At 68.2% G+C, this 18979-nt stretch carries 15 protein-coding genes; 13 read left to right on the top strand and 2 right to left on the bottom strand.

The window, feature by feature from the left end; genetic code table 11:
* Window positions 1–3 precede the first annotated feature (3 nt).
* The gene (gene pheT / locus H4W27_RS03465; RefSeq protein ID WP_192594700.1) at window positions 4–2547 is read left to right on the top strand and encodes a phenylalanine--tRNA ligase subunit beta; all 2544 of its coding nucleotides are present in this window, start codon (window positions 4–6) and stop codon (window positions 2545–2547) included.
* A 107-nt stretch (window positions 2548–2654) separates the two neighbouring features.
* On the opposite strand, the gene H4W27_RS03470 is transcribed toward pheT, so the two are convergent.
* Window positions 2655–3662, bottom strand: coding sequence for a quinone oxidoreductase family protein (locus tag H4W27_RS03470; protein ID WP_192594701.1), 1008 nt, complete (start codon window positions 3660–3662; stop codon window positions 2655–2657).
* A 103-nt stretch (window positions 3663–3765) separates the two neighbouring features.
* On the opposite strand from H4W27_RS03470, the gene argC reads away from it, so the two are divergent.
* The 6 genes from argC to H4W27_RS03500 all read left to right on the top strand — a co-directional run bounded on the left by argC (window position 3766) and on the right by H4W27_RS03500 (window position 9755).
* Window positions 3766–4797: an N-acetyl-gamma-glutamyl-phosphate reductase gene (gene argC / locus H4W27_RS03475; protein ID WP_192594702.1), complete on the top strand. Its 1032-nt coding sequence runs from the start codon at window positions 3766–3768 to the stop codon at window positions 4795–4797.
* Entirely contained in the window at window positions 4794–5993 is a 1200-nt protein-coding gene (gene argJ / locus H4W27_RS03480) for a bifunctional glutamate N-acetyltransferase/amino-acid acetyltransferase ArgJ (protein WP_192594703.1), read from the top strand. Before argC ends, argJ begins: the two co-directional genes overlap by 4 nt.
* Window positions 5994–6060: 67 nt before the next feature.
* Window positions 6061–7005, top strand: a complete 945-nt coding sequence (gene argB, locus H4W27_RS03485) for an acetylglutamate kinase (RefSeq protein ID WP_192594704.1) — start codon at window positions 6061–6063, stop codon at window positions 7003–7005.
* Window positions 7002–8282: an acetylornithine transaminase gene (locus tag H4W27_RS03490; protein WP_192594705.1), complete on the top strand. Its 1281-nt coding sequence runs from the start codon at window positions 7002–7004 to the stop codon at window positions 8280–8282. The genes argB and H4W27_RS03490 overlap by 4 nt, the downstream gene beginning before the upstream one ends.
* Window positions 8279–9253, top strand: a complete 975-nt coding sequence (gene argF, locus H4W27_RS03495; protein WP_192594706.1) for an ornithine carbamoyltransferase — start codon at window positions 8279–8281, stop codon at window positions 9251–9253. The genes H4W27_RS03490 and argF overlap by 4 nt, the downstream gene beginning before the upstream one ends.
* 1 nt (window position 9254) lies before the next feature.
* A complete protein-coding gene (locus H4W27_RS03500) occupies window positions 9255–9755 on the top strand; it encodes an arginine repressor (protein WP_318782116.1) in 501 nt (166 codons plus the stop codon).
* A gap of 1 nt (window position 9756) precedes the next feature.
* Here the strand turns inward: H4W27_RS03500 and H4W27_RS03505 are convergent, their stop codons facing one another.
* Window positions 9757–10215 carry an ankyrin repeat domain-containing protein gene (locus tag H4W27_RS03505; RefSeq protein ID WP_225938988.1) on the bottom strand — a complete coding sequence of 153 codons (459 nt, stop codon included), beginning with the start codon at window positions 10213–10215 and terminating at the stop codon, window positions 9757–9759.
* 174 nt (window positions 10216–10389) lie between these two features.
* Here H4W27_RS03505 and H4W27_RS03510 point away from each other — a divergent pair, with 174 nt between their 5' ends.
* The 6 genes from H4W27_RS03510 to tyrS all read left to right on the top strand — a co-directional run bounded on the left by H4W27_RS03510 (window position 10390) and on the right by tyrS (window position 18509).
* Entirely contained in the window at window positions 10390–11628 is a 1239-nt protein-coding gene (locus H4W27_RS03510; RefSeq protein WP_192594708.1) for an argininosuccinate synthase, read from the top strand.
* Between the two features lie 2 nt (window positions 11629–11630).
* Window positions 11631–13127, top strand: a complete 1497-nt coding sequence (gene argH, locus H4W27_RS03515; protein ID WP_192594709.1) for an argininosuccinate lyase — start codon at window positions 11631–11633, stop codon at window positions 13125–13127.
* 84 nt (window positions 13128–13211) lie between these two features.
* Window positions 13212–13976, top strand: coding sequence for a lytic transglycosylase domain-containing protein (locus H4W27_RS03520; RefSeq protein ID WP_192594710.1), 765 nt, complete (start codon window positions 13212–13214; stop codon window positions 13974–13976).
* Between the two features lie 59 nt (window positions 13977–14035).
* A complete protein-coding gene (locus H4W27_RS03525) occupies window positions 14036–14755 on the top strand; it encodes a DNA-3-methyladenine glycosylase (protein WP_192594711.1) in 720 nt (239 codons plus the stop codon).
* 124 nt (window positions 14756–14879) lie between these two features.
* Complete coding sequence (locus H4W27_RS03530) at window positions 14880–17144, top strand: HelD family protein (RefSeq protein WP_192596401.1); 2265 nt, start codon at window positions 14880–14882, stop codon at window positions 17142–17144.
* A 15-nt stretch (window positions 17145–17159) separates the two neighbouring features.
* On the top strand, window positions 17160–18509 hold the full coding sequence (gene tyrS, locus H4W27_RS03535; protein ID WP_192594712.1) for a tyrosine--tRNA ligase: 1350 nt from the start codon (window positions 17160–17162) through the stop codon (window positions 18507–18509).
* The last annotated feature ends 470 nt before the right edge of the window (window positions 18510–18979 follow it).

The following is an 18979-nucleotide window of genomic DNA, read 5'->3' on the forward strand; positions in this document are numbered from 1 at the left end:
GACATGCGCATTCCGCTGACTTGGATTCGTGAATACACCCAGTTCCCCGCCGAGGCCACCGCTGAGGACCTCATGGCTGAGCTGGTCAAGGTCGGGCTCGAGGAGGAGGACGTCCACCGCCCCACTGATGAGCTCGCTGGTCCGATCGTCGTCGGCGAGGTGCTGGAGAAGATCCCCGAGCCGCAGTCCAACGGCAAGACCATCAACTGGTGCCAGGTCCGCGTGGTCCCCGAGGGAGAGTCGCAGACGCTGACCCACGAGGGGATCGACCCGTCCGGAGTGCAGGGGATCGTCTGCGGCGCCCACAACTTCGAGGTCGGGGACAAGGTCGTCGTCACCCTGCCCGGCGCGGTGCTTCCCCGTGATTTCCGCATCGCCGCGCGCAAGACCTATGGCCACGTCTCCGCCGGCATGATCGCCTCCGTGCGTGAGCTGGGCATCGGCGAGGACCACGACGGCATCCTGGTGCTCTCCACGCTCGGACTGGACCCCGAGCCCGGCACCGACGCGATGGAGCTGCTGGGACTCTATGACTCGGCGGCGGAGATCAACGTGACTCCGGACCGCGGCTACGCGTTCTCCCTGCGCGGGATCGCTCGGGAGTACTCCCACGCCACCGGCACGCCCTTCATCGATCCGGCGGAGCAGATCCAGACCGACGCCGCCGCCGGGCCCGGCCTCGAGATCACGCTCAATGACCAGGACCCCATCTATGGGGTCCAGGGCTGCAGCCGCTTCGTCACCCGCAAGGTCACCGGCATCGACCCGCAGGCACCGACCCCGCCGTGGATGGCCTCCCGGCTGCGCCTGGCCGGGATGCGTTCGATCAGCATCGCGGTGGACGTGTCCAACTACGTGATGCTGGAACTGGGCCAGCCCAACCACTGCTACGACGCTGCCAAGCTCGACGGCGGCATCCAGGTCCGCCGCGCCGCGGCAGGCGAGAAGCTCGTCACTCTGGATGAGAAGGAACGCAGCCTGCACGTCGAGGACCTGGTGATCGCCGACCAGGCCGGGCCCGTCGGCATCGCCGGAGTCATGGGTGGTGCGCGGACCGAGGTGGATGACACCACCTCTGCGGTGATCGTGGAGGCGGCGCATTTCGACCCGATCAGCGTCAGCCGCAGCAAACGCCGGCACAAGCTCCCCTCAGAGGCCTCCAAGCGTTTCGAACGCGGAGTGGACCCGCTGCTGGCTCCCCTTGCGGCGCAGCGGGTGGTGGACCTGCTGGTCGAACTCGCAGGCGGCACCGACGCGGGCGAGCTCAGCGATGCCGGAGCACCGGTCCTGCCGGAGCCGATCCTGCTTGAGCCGGCGCTGCCGGAGAAGCTCACCGGGGTGTCCTACACCGAGGAGCAGATCCAGCAGACACTGATCGCGATCGGGGCCGAGGTGACCCAGTCCGGGGACCAGCTGCTGGTCACCCCGCCCAGCTGGCGCCCCGATCTGACCATCCCCGCCGCCCTGGTGGAGGAGATCGCCCGGCTCGTCGGCTATGACCAGATCCCGTCCAGGCTGCCCGTGCCCCCCGCAGGCCGGGGGTTCTCCTTCTCCCAACAGCGGCGCCGCAGCGTCTATTCAGGCCTGGCCGCTGCCGGGTTCACCGAGGTGCTGAGCTATCCGTTCTACTCCGAGACGGCCAATGCCCGCTTCGGACGTCCTGAGGAGACGGAGGCGCCGCTGCCGATGCTCCGGCTGGCGAACCCCATCGCCAGCCAACAGTCCACGCTGCGGACCACGGTGCTGCCGGGTCTGCTGGAGGCGCTGCGCCGCAACGTCTCCCGCGGGTTCACCGACCTCGCGCTCTTCGAGGCCGGGATGGTCTTCCTGCCCAAGGCGCAGCTGGGATCCGCGACGATCCCTGGGCTCGGCGCCCATCCCGGCGAGGACGTGCTGGCTGATCTGGATGCAGGCATTCCGGATCAGCCGCTGCACATCGCTGCGGTCCTCTGCGGCTCCGAGCCGGCGGAGCTGCCAGGTGCGGCAGGACGACGTCGAGACTGGGCTGACGCCATCGACGCCGCAGAGAAGGTCGCTGACCTGCTGCGGGTTCAGCTGGAGGTCGTCCAGGGCCGCCATCAGGCCTTCCATCCCGGTCGCACTGCTGAGCTGCGCCTGAGCGGGACCCGCGTGGGCCACGCCGGTGAGCTGCACCCGAAGGTGATCGAGGAGCTGGATCTTCCTGCCCGCACCTCAGTGATGGAGCTGGACCTCTCCGCGCTGATCTCCGCCGCACCGGAGCAGGTCAGCGCCGCGGCGTTCTCGACCTTCCCGCCCACCACCCAGGACGTCTCATTGATCGTGGCACAGACGCTGCCGGCGGCGACGCTGGAAGCGACACTGGCCGAAGGCGCTGGACCTCTGTTGGAGGGGATCGAGCTCTTCGACGTCTACGCGGGGGAGCACATCGAGACGGGTCATAAGTCCCTGGCCTATGCCCTGCGCTTCCGAGCGGAGGACCGCACGCTCACCGCTGAGGAGGCCTCTGAGGCCCGCGCCTCGGCGGTGGCCCTGGCGAGCGAGCGTCACGGCGCCGTGCAGCGCTAGTCTGCAGCGCGAGATTCAGCATCAGATGCAGCTCGGCCCCGGTCCTCGCGAGAGGATCGGGGCCGAGCTGCACCAGCCGGAGCTTCTGAGTCGTGGCGGCAGCAGACTCAGGCCGTGAGCACCAGCTTGCCGGTGGTGCGCCGGTTCTCCAGGTCATCGTGGGCGCGCCCCGCCTCGTCCAGCGGGTAGGCGGCGCCGATGCTGAGCTTCAGATCACCCTTCGTGAGCGAGTCGAAGAGCTCCGCGTAGCGCCAGGAGCGCTCTTCGGCATTGCGCAGGTACCAGTGTGTGGCAGGGCGGGTGAGGTAGAGGCCTCCGCGCCGGTTCAGATCCTGGGGATCCAGCGGGGGGACCTGCCCGGAGGCGCCGCCGAAGAGCACGAAGGTTCCCCGGATCGCCAGGGAGTCCAGGGAGCCGAGATAGGTGTCCCTTCCCACGCCGTCGAAGACCGCGGCCACACCTTCGCCCTTGGTGATCTCGCGGACCCGATCGGCGAAGTTCTCGTAGCCGAGCACATAGTCGGCGCCCGCAGCCTGGGCGATCTGCGCCTTCTCCTCGGTGGAGCAGGTGGTGATGACCCGCGCTCCCTTGGCCTTGAGCAGCTGGGTCAGCAGCTGCCCGACCCCGCCGGCGCCCGCGTGGGTCAGAACGGTCTCGCCGGGGGAGACCCGGTAGGTGGAGTTCATCAGATAGTGGGCGGTGATGCCCTGCAGCGGCAGCGCCGCGGCCTGTTCGTCGGTCACCTCGTCGGGGACCGGCATGGCCTTCCCCGCGTCCACCAGGAAGTGGGAGGCGTAGGTGCCGGTGTCGGCCTCCATCGTGGTCACGCGCTGGCCCGGGGAGAGACTCTCCACTGCCTCGCCCACGGCGAGGACCCGTCCGGAGGCCTCGGTGCCAGGGGTGAACGGGTACTGCGTCGGATAGACGCCGCTGCGCTGGTAGGTCTCGATGAAGTTGACGCCCACGGCGGCGGTCTCGACCAGCACCTGGTGGGGGCCCGGCTCCGGCAGAGCCGACTCCGTCGCGACGAGCACCTCGGGACCCCCTGCCTGCGCGGCGTGCACCACTCGTGCTCTGTCCGGCAGATCCTCTGGGAAAACGCTCTGTTCATTCATGGCGGCAAGCGTACCCAACACGGACCCGCACCGACGAAGTCTCCGGGCCAGCGCAATGCATAAATATTGGATAAGACGCATATATCCGCTTAGACTGCTGACCATGACCTATAAGATCGCTGTCTCTGGAGCCTCGGGCTATGCCGGGGGAGAAGTCCTGCGGCTGCTGGCGGGCCACCCTGAGGTGGAGATCGGCGCAGTCACCGCGCATTCCAGCGCCGGGGAAAGGCTGGGCTCGCTCCAGCCTCAGCTGATCCCGCTGGCCGATCGCGTGCTGACCGAGACCACGGCGGAGAACCTCGCGGGACACGACGTCGTGTTCCTCGCGCTGCCACACGGGGCCTCAGGAGAGATCGCGGCCCAGCTGGGTGAGGACACCATCGTCATCGATGCCGCCGCTGACCACAGGCTGGAATCGGCCTCCGCCTGGGAACAGTTCTACGGCTCCGCCCATCAGGGCGCCTGGCCCTATGGGCTGCCCGAGCTGCCGGGCCAGCGGGCCAGGCTCGCAGGTGCCCGCAGGATCGCCGTGCCCGGATGTTATCCGACCACCATCATGCTCGGCCTGGCCCCGGCGCTGGGGAGCGGCCTGGTGCAGCCGGATGACATCGTCATCGTGGCCGCCACCGGAACCTCCGGGGCGGGCAAGGCGCTCAAGCCCCACCTGCTCAGCGCCGAGGTCATCGGCGGCATGAGCCCCTATGGGGTCGGGGGCGTGCACCGGCATACACCGGAGATCGAGCAGGGACTCAGCACCGCCGCAGGTGTTCCGGTGCAGATCTCCTTCACCCCGACCCTGGCCCCGATGTCCCGCGGGATCCTGGCGACCTCCACCGCCAAGCTCGCCCCCGGGACCACGGAGGCGCAGCTGCGGGACGCCTATCGGCAGCAGTACGACGCCGAGGCCTTCGTGCATCTGCTCCCCGAGGGTCAGTGGCCGAGCACCAAACAGGTCATCGGATCCAATCACGTGACCATGCAGCTGGCCGTCGACGCGCACGCGGGCCGGGCCGTCATCGTCTCCGCCGCGGACAACCTGACCAAAGGCACTGCTGGCGGAGCCGTGCAATCGATGAACATCGCCCTGGGTCTGGACGAGACCACGGGACTCAACCTGTTGGGAGTCACGCCATGAGTGTCACCGCCGCTGAAGGATTCACCGCCGCCGGCGTCGCCGCCGGGCTGAAGTCTGCCGCTCCCGACGGAGCCCGGCCCCGTGATGTGGCCCTGGTGCTCAACCACGGTCCGGACAAGCACGCCGCCGCAGTGTTCACCACCAATCGGGTGGCGGCGGCACCGGTGCTGTGGTCCCAGCAGGTCATCTCCGACGGCCGCGCCGACGCCGTGGTGCTGAACTCCGGGGGTGCCAATGCCTGCACCGGGGCGCCGGGCTTCGCCGACACGCACCAGACCGCCGAGTACGTGGCCGAGAAGCTCCAGGCCACCGGCGCCGAGGTCTCCGCCGGGGACGTGCTGGTCTGCTCCACAGGACTCATCGGGGAGCGCCTGGACATGCCCGCCCTGCTCGGCGGTGTGGCCTCCGCCGTGACGGAGCTGAACCCGGACGACGCCGCCGGACAGCGTGCGGCCCAGGCGATCATGACCACCGACTCGGTGATGAAGATCTCCAGCGCCTCCGGAGCCGAGTTCACCGTCGGAGGCATGGCCAAGGGTGCCGGCATGCTCGCCCCGGGAATGGCGACCATGCTCTCCGTGGTGACCACCGACGCCGTCATCGCGCAGGCTGATCTTGATGCCGCGCTGCGCGAAGCCGTGCGGCTGAGCTTCAACCGGGCGGACTCCGATGGCTGCATGTCCACCAATGACACCGTCATCGCCATGGCCTCGGGAGCACACCCCCAGGCTGATCCCTCCGGAGTGGACCTTGCGGAGTTTCAGGCCGCGCTGAACCAGGTGTGTCAGGATCTCGCCGCGCAGCTCATCGCCGACGCCGAGGGCGCCCATCACGAGATCGCCATCAGCACCGTCAACGCCGCCACCGAGGAGCAGGCTGAGACCGCGAGCCGCTCGGTGGCTCGGTCGAACCTCTTCAAGACCGCGATCTTCGGGCAGGACCCCAACTGGGGTCGGATCCTCTCCGCCGTGGGGACGACCGATGTGGACTTCGATCCGAGCACCATCGATGTCGCGGTCAACGGAGTCTGGGTCTGCCGGGCCGGCGGGATCGGGGACGAGCGCTCCCTGGTGGATCTCAGCGGACGCCACGTCAAGGTGGTCATCGACCTGAAGTCCGGCGGTGCCGAGGCGACGATCCTGACCAACGATCTCACCCACGACTATGTGCATGAGAACTCCGCCTACTCGACCTGATCAGCGCACCGCCGCCAGGCCCTCCAGCTTCACCCCGTCCACCCAGTCCAGCCACCCGAGGACACCGATGACCTCCACTCTGAAGCCCCGCGACGCCGGGAGCCTCGGCTCAGCCGGGGACAAGGCCGCCGTCCTGGTCGAGGCCCTGCCCTGGATCCAGAAGTTCGCCGGTGAGACCATCGTGATCAAATACGGCGGCAACGCCATGGTCAACGATGAGCTGCGCCGCGCCTTCGCCGAGGACGTCGTCTTCCTGCGCCATGTGGGCGTCAATCCGGTGGTCGTCCATGGCGGAGGGCCACAGATCAACGCGATGCTGGAGACGCTGGGCATCGAATCAGAGTTCCGCGCCGGTCAGCGGGTGACCACGCCCGAGGCCATGGATGTGGTCCGCATGGTGCTCACGGGTCAGGTCGGTCGCCAGCTCATCGGGCTGATCAACAGTCATGGGCCCTACGCCGTGGGACTCTCCGGCGAGGACGCCGCCCTGCTGCAGGCGACCCGGACCAGCGTGGAGATCGACGGCGAGACCGTGGACCTCGGCCTGGTCGGAGAGGTCAGCGGCGTCAACCCCGAAGCGATCAAGGACATCCTCGCCGCCGGACGCATCCCCGTGATCTCCACGATCGCGCCCGAGTTCGACTCGGCCGAGCCCGGTGCCCAGCCCACCGGCGAGGTGCTCAACGTCAACGCGGACCTTGCCGCCGCCGCCGTCGCCTCCGCGCTGGGCGCCGCGAAGCTCGTGATGCTCACCGACGTGGAGGGTCTCTATGCGAACTGGCCGGACAAGTCCTCCCTGATCTCCTCACTGAGCGCCACGGACCTGCGCGCCATGCTGCCCAGCCTGGAATCAGGCATGATCCCCAAAATGACCGCGGCCCTGAAGGCCGTCGAGTCCGGCGTGCCGCGAGCCCACGTGGTGGATGGACGCGCCCCGCACTCGATGCTGCTGGAGATCGTCACCACCGAAGGCGTGGGAACGCAGATCGTGCCCGATGAGGAGGACGCATGAGCAGGCAGAACACAGCCGCCGGGACCGGGGACTCCGGGGACGAGCTGCTGGCCCGCTACAGCGACTCGCTGCTCGGAGTGTTCGGCACCCCGCAGCGGGTGCTGGTGCGCGGATCTGGCGCAACCGTCTGGGATGCTGACGGCCGCGAGTACCTCGACCTGCTCGGCGGCATCGCCGTCAACGCACTGGGCCACGCCCACCCGCTGATCACCAGCGCGGTCTCCTCCCAGCTGAGCACGCTGGGTCATATCTCCAACTTCTTCACCAGCCCGCCCCAGATCGCTCTGGCGGAGAAGCTGCTCACGCTGGCCCAGGCGCCGTCGGGCTCCAAGGTCTTCTTCACCAACTCGGGAACCGAGGCCAACGAGGCCGCCTTCAAACTGGCGCGCCGCCACGGCGGGACCTCCCGCTCCAGGATCATCGCCCTGGAGAACGGCTTCCACGGCCGGACCATGGGCGCCCTGGCGATGACCCACAAACCCAGCTATCGGGAACCCTTCGAGCCCCTGCCGCAGGGGGTGGAGTGGGTGCCGGCCGGCGATGCCGCCGCCCTGCGCGCCGCCGTGGATGAGACCGTGGCAGCCGTCATCATCGAACCCATCCAGGGTGAAGCCGGGGTCCACGGCCACCCGGACGGCTACCTCGAGCAGGCTCGTGAGATCACCCGGGCCGCCGGTGCGCTGCTGATCTTCGACGAGGTCCAGTCCGGCATCGGCCGCACCGGCGCGTGGTTCGCCTCAGCCCCGGCCGAGACAGACGCGGTGATCCCCGATGCGATGACGCTGGCAAAGGGCCTCGGCGGGGGATTCCCCATCGGCGCCATGCTGACCTTCGGCGAACACGCCAGCTCCCTGCTGAGCCCGGGCCAGCACGGCACCACCTTCGGCGGCAACCCCGCCGCCACCGCCGCCGCACTCGCCACGCTGGACGCCATCGAGGCCGGTGACCTGCTCTCCCAGGTCCGCCGGGTCAGCGCCCATGCCCAGCAGGAGCTCGAGGAGCTGGACTTCGTGGCAGAGGTCCGCGCGCACGGGCTGCTCATCGGCATCGACATCGCCCCCAGCCTCAGCGGCGCCCCCGGGGAGGCCCCCAGCGCCGGCGGACCGTCCGCCGCGCCCGCTCCCGCCATGGTCGCCGCGGCGCTGGAGGCCGGCTTCATCATCAACGCCACCGGTCCGCACACGCTGCGGCTGGCCCCTCCGCTGATCACCACCATCGAACAGATCCAGCGCTTCATCGACGCCCTTCCCGAGATCCACCGCAGGAGCACCTCATGACCGTCCGCCATTTCCTCACCGACCTCGACCTCAGCCCCGCCGAGCTCGACCAGGTGCTGACCCTCGCCGGTCATCTGAAGGCCGATCCCTATGCGATAAGGGCACTGGCCGGTCCGCAGACGGCGGCCGTGTTCTTCGACAAGACCTCCACGCGCACCCGGTTCTCCTTCGCTGCGGGAATCTCGGCCCTGGGGGGTGCTCCACTGGTGGTCAATCCCGGGGAGTCCCAGCTCGGTCACAAGGAGTCCATCGCGGACACCGCCCGAGTGCTCGAGCGGATGGTCAGCCTGATCATCTGGCGCACCTATGCGCACTCGGGCCTGGAGGAGATGGCCGAGCACAGCGGCGTCCCGGTGATCAACGCGCTCTCGGACGACTACCACCCCTGTCAGCTGCTGGCCGACCTGCTCACCGTGCGGGAACACCTGGGCTCCACGACGGGCCGCTCGCTGGCCTACCTGGGCGATGCGGCGAACAACATGGCCAACTCCTATCTCCTGGCCGGGGCCAACGCCGGCATGGATGTCCGGATCGCCGGGCCGGAAGGCAGCCTGCCGGAACCAGGGATCATCGAGGCCGCCCGTGGGCGCGCCGCGCTCACCGGCGGCGCAGTGCTGGTCACCACGGATCCGGCGGAGGCGCTTCGCGGAGCCGATGTGGTGGCCACCGACACCTGGATCTCCATGGGCCAGGAGGAGCAGAAGGAGCAGCGGCTGACCCGCTTCGGCGACTATCGCGTCGACGCGGCGGCGATGGCGCAGGCCGCGCCGGGCGCCGTCGTCCTGCACTGCCTGCCCGCCTACCGCGGGGTGGAGATCAGCGCCGAGGTGATCGACGGGCCGCAGTCCGTGGTCTGGGACGAGGCGGAGAACCGGCTGCATGCGCAGAAGGCGCTGATGGCCTGGCTGCTGGTGGAGTCCGGGCTGGCCGATGCCGAGACCGAGCGGCTTGTCCGAGCGGCGGTGCGCTGAGGTGACGCCGACCACGAAGACTGCCCGCCACGCGCAGATCCGCGAGCTGATCTCCCGATCCTCGGTGCGCTCCCAGGCTGAGCTCGCACAGCGCCTGGCGGACGCCGGCGTCACGGTCACCCAGGGCACGCTCTCCCGGGACCTCGAAGAGATCGGTGCGGCGCGGGTGCGCGGGGCGCAGGGTTCGCTGATCTACGCGGTGCCCTCGGACGGCCACGATCGCGAGCTGCAGGCGGATCAGACCGAAGCGATGATGACGGCGCGCCTGATCGCGCTGTGCAAGGATCTGCTGGTCTCCGCGGAGCCCAGCGCGAATCTGGTCATCCTGCGCACCCCGCCGGGAGCGGCGCAGTTCCTGGCCAGCGCAGTGGATCACGCCGGGCTGCACGAGGTGCTGGGCTGCATCGCCGGCGATGACACGATCATGGTGGTCACCACGAGCCCGACCGGGGGAGCGGCCGTGGCCGATCGGTTCACCGGCTTCGCCGAGGGTCGCAGCTAGTTCAGCTCTGGTGTGCGTCCAGGATCGCGCGCATCGAGTCGAGGCTGAAGATCTCGGCCACCGCATAGGCACTCTGCCGTCCCAGGTGGGGATCCGAGCCCGCTGCCAGGAGCGCTCTGGTCGCCTCCTCGTTCTGCCGGAACACCGCACAGCCGAGCGCCGTCTGGCCGCGATCGTTGATCCGGTGAACATCGGCGCCGCGGGCGAGCAGGCCCTCGGCCAGCTCCGTATGATCGTTGTAGACCGCGAGGATGAGCAGCGAGTCACCCTTGTCGTTGCTGAGGTTCACCGGCACGCCGCGGTCCACCAGGTCCAGCAGCTCCTGGGTCCTGCCGGAGCGGGCGACGTCGAACATCGAGGCGAGAAACTCCATCTGTTCCGCGGTGAGCTCAGGGGTGCCGCCGTCGGCGGGCGGCTGGTTCTCCGGGGCATCGGCCGAGGGGCGGGAGTCTTGTGACATGGCCGCAAGTCTATCGGAGCCCGTGCCGAGAGGGTCCCGAGAACGCCTTCGTCGCGTCATGGTACCGATAGCCTGAGCGGGAGGCGGACTCACTGAACCCGAGTTTATGCAGACCTTCGAATAATTATGTAGAGTGTTCCCGAGCCAAGATTCCGTTCTTCAAGGAGACCCGCTGTGACTGATCGTATTGTTCTCGCCTATTCCGGCGGCCTCGACACCTCTGTGGCGATCGGCTGGATCGCCGAAGCCACCGGCCAGGAGGTCGTCGCCGTCGCTGTCGATGTGGGACAGGGCGGTGAGTCGCTGGAGACCGTGCGCCAGCGCGCGCTGGACTGCGGCGCCGTGGAGGCCTATGTCGCAGACGCCCGCGACGAGTTCGCCGACCAGTACTGCATGCCCACGCTGAAGGCCAACGGCCTCTACATGGACTCCTACCCGCTGGTCTCCGCGATCTCCCGCCCGGTGATCACCAAGCACCTGGTCGCCGCCGCGCAGCAGTTCGGGGCCACCACTGTGGCCCACGGCTGCACCGGCAAGGGCAATGACCAGGTCCGCTTCGAGGTCGGCATCCAGACCCTGGGTCCAGAGCTCAAGTGCATCGCCCCGGTCCGTGACCTCGCGCTGACCCGTGAGCTCGCCATCGAATATGCCGAGAAGCACAGCCTGCCGATCGAGACGACGAAGAAGAACCCCTTCTCGATCGATCAGAACGTGTGGGGCCGCGCGGTGGAGACCGGCTTCCTGGAGGACATCTGGAACGGTCCCACCAAGGACGTCTACGACTACACCGAGGACCCCTCCTTCCCGCCCTCGCCCGACATCGTGAACATCACCTTCGATCAGGGCGTGCCCGTGGCCCTGGACGGTCAGACCGTGACCGCGCTGGAAGCGATCGAGCAGCTCAACCGCCGCGCCGGCGCCCAGGGCATCGGTCGGATCGACATCGTCGAAGATCGCCTGGTCGGGATCAAGTCCCGCGAGATCTACGAGGCCCCCGGTGCGATGGCGCTGATCGCTGCGCACCGCGAGCTGGAGAACATCACGCTGGAGCGCGAGCAGGCCCGGTTCAAGAAGACCGTGGATCAGCGCTGGACCGAGCTGGTCTATGACGGCCAGTGGTTCTCCCCGCTCAAGCGGAACCTGGACAGCTTCATCGACGAGACGCAGAAGTACGTCTCCGGCGAGATTCGCCTGGAGCTGCACGGCGGCCGCGCCACCGTGCAGGGCCGCCGCTCCGAGACGAGCCTGTACGACTTCAACCTCGCCACCTATGACGCCGGCGATGCCTTCGATCAGTCCAGCGCCCGCGGCTTCATCGACATCTTCGGCCTCTCCTCCAAGGTGGCCTCCCAGCGCGAGCAGCGTATCCACGGCAAGCCGGACTTCTCCGGCCTGGGCAGCCTGGACCGCTGAGCATGACCCCGGAGAGCGTGAATGCGGAGAGCCCGGATTCTCAGAGCGGCCGGCACGGCACCAATGAGGGGGCGCTCTGGGGCGGCAGGTTCGCCACAGGCCCCGCCGATGCGCTGGCGGCGCTGAGCAAGTCCACACATTTCGACTTCCGGCTCGCCCGCTATGACATCGCCGGATCTCGTGCCCACGCGCGGGTGCTGCACCGCACCGGCCTGCTCGATGATGGTGAGCTTCGCGGGATGCTCCAAGCCCTTGATCAGCTCGAGGCCGACGTGCTCTCCGGGGCCTTCGTGCCCGCGGTCAGCGATGAGGATGTCCACGGCGCACTGGAGCGCGGACTGCTCCAGCGCGCCGGCGAGGACCTCGGCGGAAAGCTCCGAGCCGGACGCTCCCGCAATGACCAGATCGCGACCATGGGGCGGATGTTCCTGCGCGATCACGCCAGGGTCGTCGGTGCCGGGGTGCTGGGCACCATCGAATCATTGGTCGCTCAGGCTCAGGCGCACCCGCACGCCCCCATGCCCGGACGCACCCACCTGCAGCATGCCCAGCCGGTGCTGCTGAGCCATCATCTGCTGGCGCATGCCTGGGCGCTGCTGCGTGACCTGCAGCGCCTCATGGACTGGGATCGGCGGGCGGCCACCTCGCCGTATGGCTCTGGGGCACTCGCCGGGTCCTCGCTGGGCCTGGACCCGCAGCGGGTGGCCGAGGAGCTCGGTTTCGACCAGGCCGCGTGGAACTCCATCGACGGCACCGCGGCGCGGGATGTCTATGCCGAGTTCTCCTGGGTCAGCGCGATGATCGGGGTGGACCTCTCGCGGATCAGCGAGGAGATCATCTTCTGGGCCACCAAAGAGGCAGGATTCGTCACTCTCGATGACGCCTTCTCCACCGGCAGCTCGATTATGCCGCAGAAGAAGAACCCCGATGTGGCAGAGCTGGCCCGCGGCAAGTCGGGTCGGCTCATCGGTGACCTGACCGGACTGCTGGCCACGCTGAAGGGTCTGCCGCTGGCGTACAACCGCGACCTGCAGGAGGACAAGGAGCCGCTCTTCGACGCTGTGGACACTCTGGAGCTGCTGCTCCCGGCGGTCTCCGGGATGATCGCGACCCTGGTCTTCCACACGGACCGGATGGCCGAGCTGGCCCCGCGCGGCTTCGCCCTGGCCACCGACATCGCCGAATGGCTCGTCCGGCAGGGCGTGCCGTTCCGGGTGGCCCATGAGCTCTCGGGTGAGGCGGTGCGCGTCGCTGAATCCCGCGACGTCGAACTCTGGGACCTCACCGATGAGGAGCTGACGGGCATCTCAGCACTGCTGACCCCTGCCGTCCGAGAGGTGCTGACCACCTTCGGTTCGCTGAACTCGCGATCCTCCCGCGGCGGCACCGCCCCCTCGGCCGTGGCGGAACAGCTCGCCGAGCTGAAGTCGCAGCTGCAGACGGTCGAGGAGTTCCTCGCCTCGCCGGGCAGCAATGTCGGTCCCGACACCGTCAGCTGAGCGGTGTCGATTGATCCGTCGGTGCCGATCGCCCCGTCTGTGGCTTGTGCCCGTCTGTGACATGGGCCCGCTGAGGCTGCGCGCATGAGCCGGCGCCGAGCCGTCCTGGCCCTCACGGCCGGGGCGATTCTGTTCGTGAGTGCCGGCTGCTCCGCGCCGCGGGAGGCGCCTGCGCTGGAGTACCCGAGCGCACCGGACCAGCGCCTGCCCGAACCTGCGGAACCGGCCGAGGCCGCGGCGCCCTGGGAACACTGGGCACCGAGCGCCGGTCTCGCCGACGAGCAGTGGCTCGAGACCGTGGCAGAACGCACCGGCATCCCGCAGCGTGCCCTCGCGGCCTATGCCGGAGCGGCACTGCTGGTCTCGCAGACCCGTCCCGACTGCGGGCTGGGCTGGAACACGCTGGCGGGCATCGGTCAGGTCGAGTCTCAGCACGGAACCTACGGCGAGGCTCAGGTGGCATCCGACGGACAGGTCTCCCCCCGGATCATCGGGGTGCCGCTGGATGGTGCTCCCGGCCTGGCCGAGATCCCCGACACCGACGGCGGCAGCCTGGACGGCGACGCCGACTGGGACCGCGCCGTCGGGCCCATGCAGTTCATCCCGGGAACCTGGGCGCTCTACGCCCAGGACGGCAGCCGAAGCGGCGCCTCGGATCCGCACCAGTTCGACGACGCCGCGCTCACCGCCGCCGTATATCTCTGCGAAAGCGGCGGAGAGCTGAGCTCAGACCAGGGATGGGTGGACGCCGTCGTCGCCTATAACCAGTCCGTGGAATACGTCAACGATGTCGCGGCCCACGCGCAGGGCTACGTCAGCCCTGGTGAGCCTTCAGCTGGCAGTCGGTGACCGAGACCGAGGACTGAACCGGAGACCCGAGCCGGGTCCGCTTCTGCCATCATGGGCAGATGGATTCTGCGCGCCTGAATGCCCTCTTCGACGGCCACGCCACCGAGCTGGCGCCTGCGCTGCTGGGCTGTGAGCTCACCGTCAGCACGGCAGAGGGCTCGGTGCGCGTCCGGCTGACCGAGGTCGAGGCCTATGGGGACCAGGGCGAGGACCCGGGTGCACACAGCTACAACGGCAGGACAGCCCGCAACTCCTCGCTGTTCGGGCCTCCCCGGCACACCTACGTCTACCTCAACTACGGGATCCACCGCTGTCTGAACTTCGCATGTGACGCGGACGGAACGGCAGGCGGTGTCCTGCTGCGCGCCGCGGAGGTCCTGGAGGGCCGTGATCTTGCCGTGGAGCGTCGGGGCGGACGGGACACCGGGGCCAAGCTGCTCTCCGGCCCCGGCCGGCTGGGCCAGGGGCTGGGCATCACCCTGCCCATGGATGCCACCGCACTGAACATCATCGATGACTCCGGGTCCGGACTCGACGTGGAGGCCCTCGACCCCTCTCCGGCGCGCTTCACGCTGAGCCCGCCCGCGGCCGCGCTGCCGAGCGAGCAGGTCAGCCGCGGGCCGCGGGTCGGGGTCTCGGGAACCGGGGGCAGCAGACGGTACCTATGGCGCTACTGGATCGAGGCTGACGCCTCGGTCTCGGCCTACCGACCTGGGAAGAACGTTCCAGTCGAGCTCGGGTCCCGGGAAGATCAGCAGCCAGCCGGGAGGGCCAGCTGAGTTCCGGAGGGACTCGTCATCTTCGGTTCACTCGAATAGAGGTATGATTGATGGTCAGCAAATTCGCGACGGAGAGCTGCGCTGCTTGATGAGTGACTCACACCCCTCGGCCACGGCCGAGATCATGCCCGAAGACAATGACATCCCTGTGCCCGGCCTCGAGGCCGGAGTCGAGGAGGAGCGCGAGTACGTCGGTCTGCTCTACTCCCGGCTCGATGAGCTGCGCGCCGAGAAAGAGGCGCAGCTGGCCAAGGTGCGCAGTGTGGGCTCCACCGGCACCATGCAGAACGCCTCTGAACGGGATGCCTTCGCCGCGATGTATGAAGATCGCCTGGCGCAGCTCAACGCGGTGGATGACCGCCTGGTGTTCGGCCGGCTGGACCATGACTCCGGCGAGTGCCGCTACATCGGACGCATCGGACTGACTGCGGCGAACCATCAGCGACTGATGCTCGACTGGCGCGCCCCAGAGGCCGGCGTATTCTATCAGGCCACGGCCTTCGAGCGCCAGGGGGTGCGTCGTCGTCGCCATCTGCTGCTGAAGCGCCGCGAGGTCCACGGCGTGGAGGACGACGTCCTGGACGCCTCCATGCTGGAGGAGGGCAGCCACAACCATGGCGACGGCGCCCTGCTCGCCGCGCTGACCGCGCGGCGCACCGGACAGATGGGCGACATCGTCGCGACCATCCAGTCCGAGCAGGATCGGATCATCCGTGCCGGGATGCCCGGGGTCATGGTGGTCCAGGGCGGACCAGGCACCGGAAAGACGGCTGTGGCGCTGCACCGCGCCGCCTACCTGCTCTACAGCAACCGCGATCGGCTGAAGTCTGCAGGCGTGCTGATCGTGGGGCCGAACTCCACCTTCATGTCCTATATCGACCGGGTGCTGCCCTCCCTGGGCGAGACCGGCGTCGTGCTGTCCTCCCTCTCCGAGCTCTTCCCCGGGGTGCGCGGCGGCGAGGAGAAGGACCCGCGGATCGAGGAGATCAAGGGTCGCCTGGACTGGGTCCAGATCATCGGAGCAGCCGTGGCCCACCGGCAGCGCACCATCGGGGAGGTACGCGACGTCACCGTGGACGGCACCCGTGTGGGCGTCACGCCCAGGATGGTCAACCGCGCCCTGGAACGTGCCCGGGCCACCGGCAAGCCCTATAACGAGGCCCGGACCACCTTCGTGAAGGTCCTGGTCAAAGAGATCGCCGAGAAGCTCGAGCGCATCATCGAGAAGCGCTCCGAGGGCAATGAGGCTGACCGGTCCTATCTGCTCGAAGATGTCCGCAGCGCCCGGGACGTCCGCGTGCTGCTGAACCTGTGCTGGATGCCGCGCAGCCCCCAGAACCTGCTCGAGGATCTCTTCGCCAGGCCGAAGTACCTGGCCGAAGTCGCCCCGGAGCTCAGCTCCGCCGAACGTGAGCTGCTCCGGCGCGAGCCGGGCAGCCCCTTCACCAGTTCCGATGTTCCGCTGCTCGATGAGGCGGCCGAGCTGCTCGGCGCCCTGGACGTGACCGCTGGTCGGGAGGCCGCGCGGCAGAAGGCGGCGCAGGCCCGGTCCCTGGAGAACGCGCAACGCGCGGTGGAGAACGCCACCCCGCAGCTGGAGGAGATGGGGATCGAGGGCTTCCTCGACGCCCAGGCCGTGGTGGACATGAACACCGAGTCCGGGCCGCGGCTCACCGCAGCCGAACGCGCGCAGGTCGATCGCACCTGGACCTATGGACATGTCGTGGTCGATGAGGCGCAGGAGCTCTCGCCCATGCAGTGGCACGTGCTGATGCGCCGGTGCCCGCTGAAGTCCTTCACCATCGTCGGCGACATCGCCCAGGGATCCTCCCCCTCTGCCGCCTCCAGCTGGCAGGAGGCGATGGCGCCCTTCGTGGGCGAGCGCATGCGCGTGGAGGAGCTCACCGTGAACTACCGCACCCCGGGCACCATCGTGGAGCTGGCCGAACGCGTGGCCGCGGCCAATGGGCTCACCACCACCTCGCTGCGCAGCGTCCGCGAGGGGGAGCACCCACCCGTGGTGGAGAAGGTCGACGCCGAGAGCCTCATCGCCGCGGCCGCTGCGGCCGTGCGCACTGAACAGGACCGAGTGGGGGAGGGACTCGTCGCGGCGATCGTCCCGGAGCGCCTGCTCGGGGCGACCCGGCGCGCACTGGTGTCCGAGTTCGGTTCACGGGTCGGCCGGGGCGCCGGCTCGCTGACCGAGGACATCCTTGCCCTCTCCGCCGACGAGGCGAAGGGTCTGGAGTTCGACGCCGTGGTGCTCATCGAGCCGACCGAGATCCTCGAGGAGACGGCCGGGCGGGTGGGCAGTCTCTATGTCGCGCTGACCCGACCCACGCATGCTCTGCACGTGGTGGCGTCGCGGGACCTTCCGGCCGGGTTCTGAACCAGCCGGCCGGTCATGATTGGTGCTAACGTACCTGCTGTGACGCAGACGAGCCTCGAATCCACGAACCCGGCGCTGGCCGAACAGCGCAACGACGCAAGCTTCGAGAGTCTCTGGCAGGAGCTGAACTGGCGCGGACTGGTTCACGTCTCCACCGATGAGGGGGCGCTGGAGGAGGCGCTGGCGGGAGATCCGCTGGTCTATTACTGCGGCTTCGATCCCACTGCGGCTTCGCTGCACCTGGGTCACCTGGTGCAGCTGCTGACGATGCGGCGCATCCAGCTCGCCGGGCACCGGCCGCTGGCCCTGGTGGGCGGATCCACCGGACTCATCGGAGATCCGCGCCCCTCGAGTGAACGCACCCTGCACACCCCTGAGATCGTGGCCGGCTGGGTCGACTCCCTGCAGAACCAGATCAAGCACTACATCTCCTTCGACGGAGACAGCGGCGCCACCATGGTCAACAACCTGGACTGGACCCAGGGCGTCAGCGCCATCGAGTTCCTCCGCGACATCGGCAAGTACTTCCGCGTGGGCACGATGATCAAGAAGGACATCGTCGCCAAGCGGCTGAACTCCGAGGAGGGAATCTCCTACACCGAGTTCAGCTACCAGATCCTCCAGGGCTTCGACTATCTGCAGCTGTTCCGCCAGTACGGCTGCACGCTGCAGTTCGGTGGATCCGACCAGTGGGGGAACCTGACCTCCGGCACCGAGCTGGTGCGCCGGGCCGAGAACGCGCATGTCCATGCACTGGGCACCCCGCTGATCACGAATTCGGACGGCACGAAGTTCGGCAAGTCTGAGGGCAACGCCATCTGGCTGGACTCCGAGCTGTGCTCGCCCTACGCCTTCTATCAGTTCTGGCTCAACCAGTCCGATGCCGATGTGATCGACCGGCTCAAGGTCTTCACCTTCCGCACCCGTGAGGAGATCGCCGAGCTGGCGCGCTCCGTGGAGGAGGAACCGTTCAAGCGAGCGGCCCAGCGGGCGCTGGCCTGGGACGTCACCTCTCTGGTGCACGGGGAAGAGGCGACGCACAAGGTGATCGAGGCCGCTGAGGCGATCTTCGGCAAGGGCGAGATCGCAGAGATCGACGAACCCACGCTGAACGCAGTCTCAGCCGAACTGCCCCGCGCGAGCGTGCCGGCCAGCGAGGCCACGGCGGTTCGACTCCTCGTCGACACCGGACTGGTGAAGTCCAACGGCGAAGCGCGCCGAGCCATCAAGGACGGCGGGGCCTACATCAACAACGCAAAGATCACCGACGGCGAGGCTGTGCTGACCGAGGCTGACTGGCTGCACGGGAAGTTCCTGCTCATCCGCCGGGGCAAGAAGAACCTGGCCCTGGTCCACCGATCATGAGTCCGCGGGGGGCAAAAACCCCCAAGTCACAGGCATCGAGGCATGTGACCGAGGTCGCACCCGATCTGGTTTGCACCGCGAGCTGAGCCTGTGTAAAGTTCTGTCTCGTGCTCATGGGGCGCAGCGGAAAAGCTTGAAGCGGACCGCGCAGCCCCGGAGCAGAGTTTGAAAATCATATAGCTTCCTTCTTCTGGGCATCGTCGTGATGCTGATGCCGGCCTCGCCGCTGGCAGCATCGTGAGCGGTCCAGGAGGGTTCTGAACAGTCGATGAACTGGGCATGAGCAGGGGTCAACATCGAGTTGACTTCGCTGATGACCAGGACGTAGAGTTGAGAACCGCGCAGCAGGGCGAAGGCTCGCAGCGCAGACAATCATCTGGTCAACACAGCGGAAACGCTGAATTGACGATGCGGAAGCTTGTTGGTAAGCTTGAAAAGTTGCTTCGGAGCGATTCAGGGGAACATTTACT

It is taken from the genome of Nesterenkonia lutea (genome assembly GCF_014873955.1).
GTDB lineage: Bacteria > Actinomycetota > Actinomycetes > Actinomycetales > Micrococcaceae > Nesterenkonia > Nesterenkonia lutea.